The sequence below is a fragment of the Alteromonas sp. ABV2_168 genome, assembly GCF_056161165.1.
The window spans coordinates 199461-208300 of record NZ_JBSWYQ010000011.1; the positions used below are offsets into that span (position 1 = coordinate 199461).

The window sequence follows — 8840 nt, forward strand, 5'->3', positions numbered from 1 at the left end:
TGCCGGAGAACCGCTATTATAGCTATCCTGAATGGAAGTTGAACCCGCAATTCTCTGATTTACCGTGTTTTCTATCGTCTGGCTACAAAATCATTGGGCTGGATATTGGCAAGAATTCCCCCGTCAACCGCTTCAACCGTAGCGCTGTCAACGGATGCGCTGGTTACCCGCACTTTCACGGGATAAAGGTTATATTGCAAAAATGTCATACCCTGCGGATCGCGCACCTGGCTGGTTTTATAGACGGTGAGTTCGTCACCGGGTTGAATACCATGACTCCGGCCAATGGATACCTGCAAGACATCGCCTCTGACGGCCAGTACCCGGCCGGTAGCAGGCTGACAGGTGAGCATATCATCAATATCTTCAACCACGCCGGTAAACAACCGGTTGACGGCTTTGCCGTATTCACTTTGCCAGAACCGATAGCTGCTGACATCAATCTGTGAGAACTGATCGAATTCCCACACGGCTTCGGTAGCATAATTTTTCTGCATGAGTACGGCACCGTTCATACCGTCTACCAGAGATACATCGAGGGAAAACTGACGCAATGCATCATCACTCTTCCAGAATGCCAGTGAAGAGTGAGCGGGACGCAGCATACTCAAATCTGTAATGGTTGCTGCCAGAATGTATTGTGAGCGGCTCTGACGGGCCAGGTCAGGTGCCTGAGCCAGCACATTAGCGCGGTTCCATCTGACAGTGTAGGGCACTATCTGAGCCAGAGAAGTTAATTCAGAGCGGGCTTTAAATAATTGCTGGAGGTGTCTGGGTGCCTGTTCGGATAAATCGTGGATTTGTCCGTCCTGTGCCTGCGCCCTGTGTTCGATAGGAAACCAGGTGGTGACCAGGGTTTTTTGAAAGTCAGCAGCACTGCAAGTAGCGGTTTGCGGAAAAATATCTGCCCGTATGGTTACTGTTACATAATCGCTGTGCCATTTCTCATCAATAAGCTCAAGGTTGTTTACTTCTCCGCTGGCACTAATTTGAAGCCTGTCTTCCTGCAACAGTCCGTTGGTCAGCATCTGAACACTTTGCACAGAAGCGCCGGCAAAAATCATTGCCTGTCTGATCGCCTCTTCGGTGGCCTTTGCTTTGGCGGCAATTTTATCTCCGCCCTGGATGAGTGCCTGTCCTCTGGCTTCATACCAGGCGGCAGAAGTTTGCCACGACAGTAATAAAAATAGCCCTGTAAGAAACAGTTTAATCCCCGCTGGCCGGAGCAAATTGTCAATTCGAGTCATCTTTATCACCGCAATCATATTTAAAATGAAGCGGAACCGCTGGCGAAGCAGCGTTTCCGGCTTTATGTGCAAAGACAAGAGCAAAAAACGTTCCTGAAATTGCGTCTGAAAAATGGCGCAGAACATCAGGGCACGGTTATTGCTGGAAACGGGTAACAGAAACAATCTGCTGTGGATGCAGAACAATGGTGTTCAGCGACATTCAGCAAACTGATTAAGAACTACAGGTGGGTTATGCAATCTATTATCCTGCGATCAGCAAGAGCGACAGGCGTCAGTCTGGTATTACTGCTGGGTGGTTGCTCAGGGCTTATTGATAAGCATGTTGAGTGGGAAGTGGTGGAGCCGGAAAGTTACCCCGTGCTGACAGCGATAGGATATGCACCGGTTGCGCAGCAAATGGGTCAGACGGAAAATGACCGCTCCCTGATGGCAATGAAAGCATCAAAGCTGGATGCCTACCGCGAACTGGCTGAGCAGGTATACGGTCAGCGACTGAATGGTTCTCAGTCGGTGGCGAACATGGTGATGCAGGATTCACAATTAAAAGCATCTGTTGAAGGCGTGATCCGCGGCGCGAGGGTGATAAAAAGTTATCCGGTGGGCGAGGATACTTACGCTACTGAGTTAGAGCTGGACATGCGTAAGGTGTACGATATTTACCTGACAACCGCTAAGCCTAAAAGGATTAGAGACGTTACTTATTACTGAGCCGGTTTACTGGCTCCGGTCTTCTGCAAAAAGCAAAAAAGCCCGTTTTCACGGGCTTTTTGGTACTTGTCACTGTTATCAGGCGCTCACGCCTCTGCCTAGTCCGGAGCCTTTCGGCTTTCCGCTTTTATCGTAGGTCAGAGATTCTTTGGCGCGGACTTCCAGCATTAAATTACGCAGGTGGGTCAACCTGAGCTGACCCTGTTCAACGGCTTTTTGATTAACTGATGTACGGTACTGACACTCTTCGAGAAGCTTTTTGGCCTGGGCAATCAAGGCGGTAACATCGTCTGGCGCTGTTTTTTCCGCTGTAAGTGCAGTGTATTGCTTACTGATAGCAATATCACTTTGCTGAATGGTATCGAGGGTTTGCTCTTTATCCTTGAGCAGATTCATCAATGCCTCAGCATCCCGGGAGCTGATCAGGTGCAATTCCTGTTCAAGCAAAGTCGCCAGATGCGTTAAGTTTGCGATCTGTTGCTCCAGTGCCTGTACCAGTGACTGCGACATAAATTACTCTCTACGATTTAATGCCAAAAACCTGCGCTTCTAACCGTGCGATTTTCTGCGCCAGGGAATCCGGGTCGATTTTATACTCACCACTTTGAATGGCTTTCTTCAGTTTGTCGACCTTTTCCTGATTGACCGGCGCCTCAGTGCCTTTCTTCTGTACCTGACTTAACTGCTGGGCAGACTGAGTCAGTGAGACAGAGTCCTGGCGCGGAGCCGTTGTCTGTGTATTTTTCGCCGCAGCTTCCTGTTGCTGCGCCGTTTGTGTCTGTGCCTGCTGATTATTCAGCTTTGCATTGTCAATGGGCGCCTTAGGGGTTCCATTGTTAACATTGTTGATTGCCATAAATTTTTTCCACTACCAATAACACCTCATACACGTTATCGGCCTGAACTGGCGCATCTTTAACCTTTTTTCAGTGTTTTTTACTGTTTGAGGCTATAAATTCACAACCACTGTTTGCGTGCTGGCAACTTCAGCGATAAGCGTCTTTTTCGACGATGCGTTAACTACCTGAATACTATCGCCTATTACCCCGTCCTGTCTAGCGATGCCGGCCGTTTTCACCTGCATTCCCGCGGCCTGAGCACGGATGGTGATGCGATCACCTTTACAGACAAAGCATAGCATATTTGCCTGTACAGGCTGGCCGTCACGGACCCGTCTTTTCATTCTCGCGCCGATAAGCTCCTTTTGCGACATATAACTGGTGTGCCGTAACTGGTTAATGTCTACTTCAGCCAGCTTCAGGTTTGCTGATGTCAGCACTGTGCCAGGACTGATAAGACCGGAGGTCACCACCACCGTGCGGGTCCGCACAACCCGTGCGTTGGTAAACAGATACCAGTCATTGTTGCCGCAACTCACTCTTACTGAAATATAGGACTGGGTGAGGGCGCTGCTGTCTGCGTGATACTGAAAAGGCGTATGGCAGGCTGGGATCTGAATGCGGTCATCAACTGGCACAATACTTACCTGAATATTATCGTCGCCGTGAGCGTCCCCAATAGCGCTTAACAGATAAGCCTGAGCTTCCTGCTTAATTTTTTCCCGCATCTGCGCTGAAGATTGGGCAAATGCCGGAATACTGGCTATGTTTAGCATCATCAGCAACATAACCATCAGCGGCCTGCTTAAAGATTTCTGCAATAATTTCGATAACTTTTTCTGCATGATGACTTTTTTCGTGTTCAGTTCATTGTATTTTGACTATGATTAAAAGCAGAACCTTTAGATTCGTAATGGTTAAAGTGTCACTTTTTTGGCGATTCTGTTTTTAAACATTAAGTGATATGGTGAAACGCAATGTTCGTGCCCAATTTAAATTAGAGGTGATGTATGTCAGGCATTCTTGATTCCGTTAACCAGCGCACGCAGTTAGTGGGGCAGAATAGGCTGGAGCTACTGTTGTTCAGACTCAACGGCCGTCAGCGCTTTGGTATTAACGTGTTCAAAGTGCGGGAGGTACTGCAGTGCCCGCCATTGACAGCAATGCCTAAATTGAATTCACTGGTACGGGGAATTGCGCATATCCGCGGGCAAACCATTTCTGTCATCGACCTGAGCATGGCAACAGGCGGCAGACGGATTGAAAACCTCGAAACAGCGTTTATCGTTATTGCAGAGTACAACCGCTCAGTACAGGGCTTTCTGGTTGGCGCGGTTGAACGCATTATCAATACGAACTGGGATGCCATTATGCCACCGCCGCAGGGGACGGGTCGCGCCAGTTATCTTACTGCCGTTACGGAAGTGGATAAAGAGCTGGTGGAAATTCTGGACGTAGAAAAAATTCTTAACGAAATTTCTCCCCTCAAAGCCGAGGTTAGTAAAGATGTTATCGCCGGGCTGGATACCACTGCTCAGGAAGATAAGATTATATTCATTGCCGATGATTCTTCTGTTGCCCGCAGTCAGGTGAAAAAAGCGCTGACGGCACTGGGACTGAAAATGGAGCTGGCTAAGAATGGCCTGGAAGCATTGAACCGTCTCAAAGAGATTGCTGCTGAAACCGGCGACGTTACAGATAAAGTGGGCGTACTGGTTTCCGATATAGAAATGCCGGAAATGGACGGATACACACTGACGGCTGAAATTAAAAACACCCCCGAATTGCAGAAATTAAAAGTGGTTCTTCACACGTCATTAAGCGGGGTATTCAATCAGGCGATGGTGCAAAAAGTCGGTGCCGATGATTTCATTGCAAAATTCCATCCTGATGAACTTGCTACTGCTGTAGGTAAATGGTTGTCTAATTGATTGACGAGGCCAGGGAAGCTTGAAAAATAAAGAAGTGTCTGCCGACAGTTACCGTCAATTCGGAACTTTTCTGCAGCAACAGTGTGGCATTTCATTAGGCGACAACAAGCAATATCTTGTCCGTAGCCGCTTGTCGTCTTTGATGTACGAATACGACTACGACAGCCTGGACGGACTGATTGCAGCTGTGGTACGGGGTGGAAACCGTAATTTGTTGCAATCCGTTCTGGATGCCATGACCACCAATGAAACTCTCTGGTTTCGTGATAATTATCCCTACGAGTTACTTATTAATAATATCTTGCCGCAGTACGCCAGTGAAAATCGCCGGTTGCGGGTCTGGAGTGCCGCCTGTTCCTCCGGGCAGGAGCCGTACTCCATCGCTATGTCAGTACTGGAATTTCAGCGGCAAAAACCCGGCGCTCTGAGAGCCGGCGTGGAAATTACCGGCACAGATTTGTCGTCTGCCATGCTGGAGAAGTGCAACAAAGGTGTGTATGACGAACTTTCTCTGGCCCGCGGGTTATCGGCAGAACGCCGTCAACGCTATTTCTCTCCCAACAGTGAGGGGATGGTTCAGGTCAATGAGGAAGTACGCAGAATGGTTTCTTTTAAAAGCCTGAATCTGCTGCACAGTTATACGGCCCTGGGTCGCTTCGACATCGTATTTTGCCGTAATGTACTGATCTATTTTCCGGCAGATGTGAAACAAAAGATACTGCAACAAATTGCCGCCCAGATGCAGCCCGGGGGGATTTTGTTCCTCGGCGCTTCCGAATCTATCGGTGAAGCCGGATCTCATTTTACCATGGTGAAGTGCCATCCCGGCCTTTACTATCAAAGAAATAAATAATCTCCTGACGCCCCGCCCGGGGCGTCAAAAAATACTTGGCACTTCATTTGCAAAGTTTTCAACAATAAGAAAACGACGATTCATACTCTGAGTCTCTTTTTAATTCGATGTTGTTGAAATCTTTGCCTGTGGAGTGTTTTACATGGCCATCAACCTAGACAATCTGACCGGTTTCCATAAAAAAGCGCTGGATATCAGAGAGCAGAAGATGGAAGTGATTGCCGGTAATCTGGCAAACGCAAACACCCCCGGCTACAAAGCCCGCGATATAGACTTTAAGCAAGCCATGGAAAGCGCCCGCAGTGAACAGCGCCAGGGTTCTTTGCAACGCACTCATGAAAATCACATTGGTGGCGGTCTCAATATCAACAGCTTCGACATCGATTATCGAATCCCAAATCAGCCCGACACCGGGGACGGCAACACCGTTGAAGTGCAGGCTGAAAGAAATGCCTTTCTGGATAACGGAATGAGATACCAGGCAACCCTGCAATTTCTCGAAGGAAAACTGAAAGGTATGAAGAAGGCCTTAAGTGGAGGGCAAAGTTAATGAGCCTGTTTAATGTCATGTCCATTTCCGGTACCGGTATGGAAGCAGAAAGTGTCCGTCTGAACACCACCGCCAGTAACATTGCTAACGCTAACAGCGTCAGCAGCAGTTACGAAGAAACCTATAAGGCACGCTACCCGGTTTTCGCCGCAGAACTTGCCAGAGCATCAGATGAACAGAGTAAAGGCGTGGGTGTTGAGGTTAAAGGCGTAGTGGAAAGCGATGCACCTCTGCAAATTGAGTATGCACCGAACAATCCCATGGCTGATGAAAACGGTTATATCTACAAGCCCAACGTCAACATTGTCGAAGAGATGGCAAATATGATGTCCGCTTCGAAAGGCTACGAAACAAACGTTCAGGTTGCTGATACAACCAAACGTATTTTCCGTCAGGTACTGCAGCTTGGTCGCGGTCAGTAACCGCGCTGAGCAGAGGGTATTTTCGTGAGTACTATTTCAAATACGACAGGCTTAAATTCAGAGCTCTACTGGCAGGAAGAAGGTGTAGCCGTTGCCGATGGCAGCGAACAGCGCCTGACTCAGGAAGACTTTTTCTCATTGCTTACAGAGCAGCTGGCGAATCAGGATCCGACCAAACCGGTGGACAATGATCAGATGGTTGCCCAGATGACATCTTTCACGATGGCAGACGGGATCTCCCAGTTAAATGAAAAGTTCGAATCCTTTGCCGCGTCTATGACCTCCAACCAGGCATTGCAGGCTTCCAGTCTGATTGGTCAGCAGGTGCTGGTAGAAGGTAATGTAGGCTATATGGCAGAAGAAGGTGCCGGCTTCAGTGGCGTACTGGTTAACGATCAGACCGTGCAGGATCTGAAGATCACCATCGAAAATCAATATGGTGAAATTGTTAAGACCATTGACGCAGGAACGCAGGCGGCAGGAAATATCCAGTTTAACTGGGACGGAACAGACACAAACGGCAATCCTATGCCGGCCGGAGAATATGTGGTTAATGCTAACGGCACCGTCGACAATGAAGGGACAACCGTTCCTACTGCTATTAACCGGCAGGTAGGCAGTGTCAGCATGACTGGCAGCAGTCAGGGCATTATTTTGAATTTGGCGGGTGATGTGAGTATCAATCTTAGCGACGTCATCCAGATAGGCAGTTAACAGGAGAAAGAGTTATGTCTTTTAATATTGCACTTAGTGGCGTTGCAGCCGCGCAGAAAGATCTCGACGTAACCGCCAATAACATCGCGAACGTCAACACGGTGGGCTTTAAAGAGTCCCGCGCAGAATTTGGTGATGTCTATGCATCGTCATTGCTGGCAGGCGGTAAAACAAAAGTCGGTGACGGTGTTTTGACACAAGATGTGGCACAGCAGTTTTCTCAGGGTAGTTTACAGTTTACTAATACTTCTCTGGATCTTGCGATCACAGGTAACGGCTTCTTTGCCACGGTGCCTGAAATCACATCACGGGACTTCTCATTTACCCGTGCCGGACAGTTCAAGCTGGATGAAGATAACTTCGTGGTTAACAGTAACGGTGACAACTTATTAGGGTTTCCCGTAAATACAGATGGCACAAGTTCATCTGTAGCATTAAGTACTACTATCCCCGTACGCATTCCTGACTCATCCGGTTCGCCGCAACAAACAAGCGAAGTGGATATCCGGATGAACCTGCCGGCAGGGGATCAGGCACTAGACCCTACATTATTTAATCCGGACGATCCGCTGACTTATAACGCGGCCACATCAGTCACCGTTTACGATTCACTGGGTGACAGCCATGTAATGACTTACTATTTCATCAAAGACCCGGCGGCTACAACCACTAATGACTGGTATGTTGCTACTGCCATTGATGACAATCTCGTCGATCTGGTGAACTCTGACGGGACTAACTCAGACCCGGCAACGGCGACTAACGTGGTGGGTACTGCAAGTGGTTCAGCAGTCACCGTGGCGAAAATGTCTTTCAGTCAGGGCGGTGATTTTGTGGGCATTGAATCGCCGGATGGTGTGGCTCAGACTAACCTGAAGATTCAAACAGAAGCCTTAGGTGGAACTATTTTGTCAAACGGTTCTGATCCGTCACAACAAATTGCAATAGACTTTAACCTTGATCCGACGGGAGCAACCACCAACGAACCGACGCAGTTTGCGTCAGCGTTTGAGGTTACTTCACTGGAACAGGATGGTTTACCGGTTGGCCGTTTAACGGGTATTGATATTGGTGCCGACGGTCTGGTTCGGGCAACCTTTTCGAACGGTACTTCTGAGCCTATTGTAAGGGTTGCGCTGGTGCGCTTTTCAAATGAGCAGGGCCTGACCCAGCAAAGCAGCACCCAGTGGAAAGAATCAATCGCTTCCGGTGAGGCACTGGCAGGTGAAGCCACAACCGGTACCTACGGTGAAATTAACTCATCAGCTCTGGAGCAGGCGAACGTTAATCTGACTACCGAACTGATTGACCTGATTATCGCTCAGCGTAATTTCCAGGCAAACTCACGGGCGCTGGAGGTCAATAACCAGCTGAACCAGACAATTCTGAATATCCGTTAATACGTCAGTGGTATGACATTCAGGCAGGCCGGTTTTCCGGCCTGTTTTATTTCCGCAGCGGCGCGTTCACTCACACCCCCCACTCCCCCCCCCCCCCCCCCCCCCCCCCCCCCCCCCCCCCCCCCCCCCCCCCCCCCCCCCCCCCCCCCCCCCCCCCCCCCCCCCCCCCCCCC

The 8840-nt window shown here is 49.1% G+C and carries 11 protein-coding genes; 7 read left to right on the plus strand and 4 right to left on the minus strand.

Going from position 1 to position 8840, the window contains the following annotated elements:
• Positions 1–71: 71 nt before the first annotated feature.
• Complete coding sequence (locus tag ACXAH4_RS16690; RefSeq protein ID WP_474865838.1) at positions 72–1247, minus strand: flagellar assembly protein T N-terminal domain-containing protein; 1176 nt, start codon at positions 1245–1247, stop codon at positions 72–74.
• 234 nt (positions 1248–1481) lie between these two features.
• Here ACXAH4_RS16690 and ACXAH4_RS16695 point away from each other — a divergent pair, with 234 nt between their 5' ends.
• A complete protein-coding gene (locus ACXAH4_RS16695) occupies positions 1482–1958 on the plus strand; it encodes an LPP20 family lipoprotein (protein ID WP_119500508.1) in 477 nt (158 codons plus the stop codon).
• A gap of 78 nt (positions 1959–2036) precedes the next feature.
• On the opposite strand, the gene flgN is transcribed toward ACXAH4_RS16695, so the two are convergent.
• From flgN to flgA, 3 genes are all read right to left on the minus strand, one after another.
• On the minus strand, positions 2037–2468 hold the full coding sequence (gene flgN / locus ACXAH4_RS16700) for a flagellar protein FlgN (protein ID WP_119500509.1): 432 nt from the start codon (positions 2466–2468) through the stop codon (positions 2037–2039).
• Positions 2469–2478: 10 nt separating this feature from the next.
• Positions 2479–2814: a flagellar biosynthesis anti-sigma factor FlgM gene (flgM, locus tag ACXAH4_RS16705; protein WP_119500510.1), complete on the minus strand. Its 336-nt coding sequence runs from the start codon at positions 2812–2814 to the stop codon at positions 2479–2481.
• Between the two features lie 93 nt (positions 2815–2907).
• The gene (gene flgA, locus ACXAH4_RS16710) at positions 2908–3642 is read right to left on the minus strand and encodes a flagellar basal body P-ring formation chaperone FlgA (RefSeq protein WP_474844620.1); all 735 of its coding nucleotides are present in this window, start codon (positions 3640–3642) and stop codon (positions 2908–2910) included.
• A gap of 165 nt (positions 3643–3807) precedes the next feature.
• Here flgA and ACXAH4_RS16715 point away from each other — a divergent pair, with 165 nt between their 5' ends.
• The 6 genes from ACXAH4_RS16715 (at position 3808) to flgE (ending at position 8667) form a co-directional block, all read left to right on the plus strand.
• Positions 3808–4728, plus strand: coding sequence for a chemotaxis protein CheV (locus ACXAH4_RS16715; RefSeq protein ID WP_474844621.1), 921 nt, complete (start codon positions 3808–3810; stop codon positions 4726–4728).
• A gap of 19 nt (positions 4729–4747) precedes the next feature.
• Positions 4748–5581: a CheR family methyltransferase gene (locus ACXAH4_RS16720; RefSeq protein ID WP_474844622.1), complete on the plus strand. Its 834-nt coding sequence runs from the start codon at positions 4748–4750 to the stop codon at positions 5579–5581.
• 142 nt (positions 5582–5723) lie between these two features.
• Positions 5724–6131, plus strand: coding sequence for a flagellar basal body rod protein FlgB (flgB, locus tag ACXAH4_RS16725; protein WP_119500514.1), 408 nt, complete (start codon positions 5724–5726; stop codon positions 6129–6131).
• The gene (gene flgC, locus ACXAH4_RS16730; RefSeq protein WP_119500515.1) at positions 6131–6553 is read left to right on the plus strand and encodes a flagellar basal body rod protein FlgC; all 423 of its coding nucleotides are present in this window, start codon (positions 6131–6133) and stop codon (positions 6551–6553) included. Before flgB ends, flgC begins: the two co-directional genes overlap by 1 nt.
• Before the next feature lie 24 nt (positions 6554–6577).
• Positions 6578–7267, plus strand: a complete 690-nt coding sequence (locus ACXAH4_RS16735) for a flagellar hook assembly protein FlgD (RefSeq protein ID WP_119500516.1) — start codon at positions 6578–6580, stop codon at positions 7265–7267.
• A 14-nt stretch (positions 7268–7281) separates the two neighbouring features.
• Complete coding sequence (flgE, locus tag ACXAH4_RS16740) at positions 7282–8667, plus strand: flagellar hook protein FlgE (RefSeq protein WP_474844623.1); 1386 nt, start codon at positions 7282–7284, stop codon at positions 8665–8667.
• Positions 8668–8840 lie beyond the last annotated feature (173 nt).

Bases quoted from the DNA above. Each gene is read 5' to 3' on its own strand.
- flgA (WP_474844620.1), bottom strand. From the start codon at position 3,642: ATGCAGAAAAAGTTATCGAAATTATTGCAGAAATCTTTAAGCAGGCCG.
- flgC (WP_119500515.1), top strand. From the start codon at position 6,131: ATGAGCCTGTTTAATGTCATGTCCATTTCCGGTACCGGTATGGAAGCA.
- ACXAH4_RS16715 (WP_474844621.1), top strand. From the start codon at position 3,808: ATGTCAGGCATTCTTGATTCCGTTAACCAGCGCACGCAGTTAGTGGGG.
- ACXAH4_RS16695 (WP_119500508.1), top strand. From the start codon at position 1,482: ATGCAATCTATTATCCTGCGATCAGCAAGAGCGACAGGCGTCAGTCTG.
- flgN (WP_119500509.1), bottom strand. From the start codon at position 2,468: ATGTCGCAGTCACTGGTACAGGCACTGGAGCAACAGATCGCAAACTTA.
- flgE (WP_474844623.1), top strand. From the start codon at position 7,282: ATGTCTTTTAATATTGCACTTAGTGGCGTTGCAGCCGCGCAGAAAGAT.
- flgM (WP_119500510.1), bottom strand. From the start codon at position 2,814: ATGGCAATCAACAATGTTAACAATGGAACCCCTAAGGCGCCCATTGAC.
- flgB (WP_119500514.1), top strand. From the start codon at position 5,724: ATGGCCATCAACCTAGACAATCTGACCGGTTTCCATAAAAAAGCGCTG.
- ACXAH4_RS16690 (WP_474865838.1), bottom strand. From the start codon at position 1,247: ATGACTCGAATTGACAATTTGCTCCGGCCAGCGGGGATTAAACTGTTT.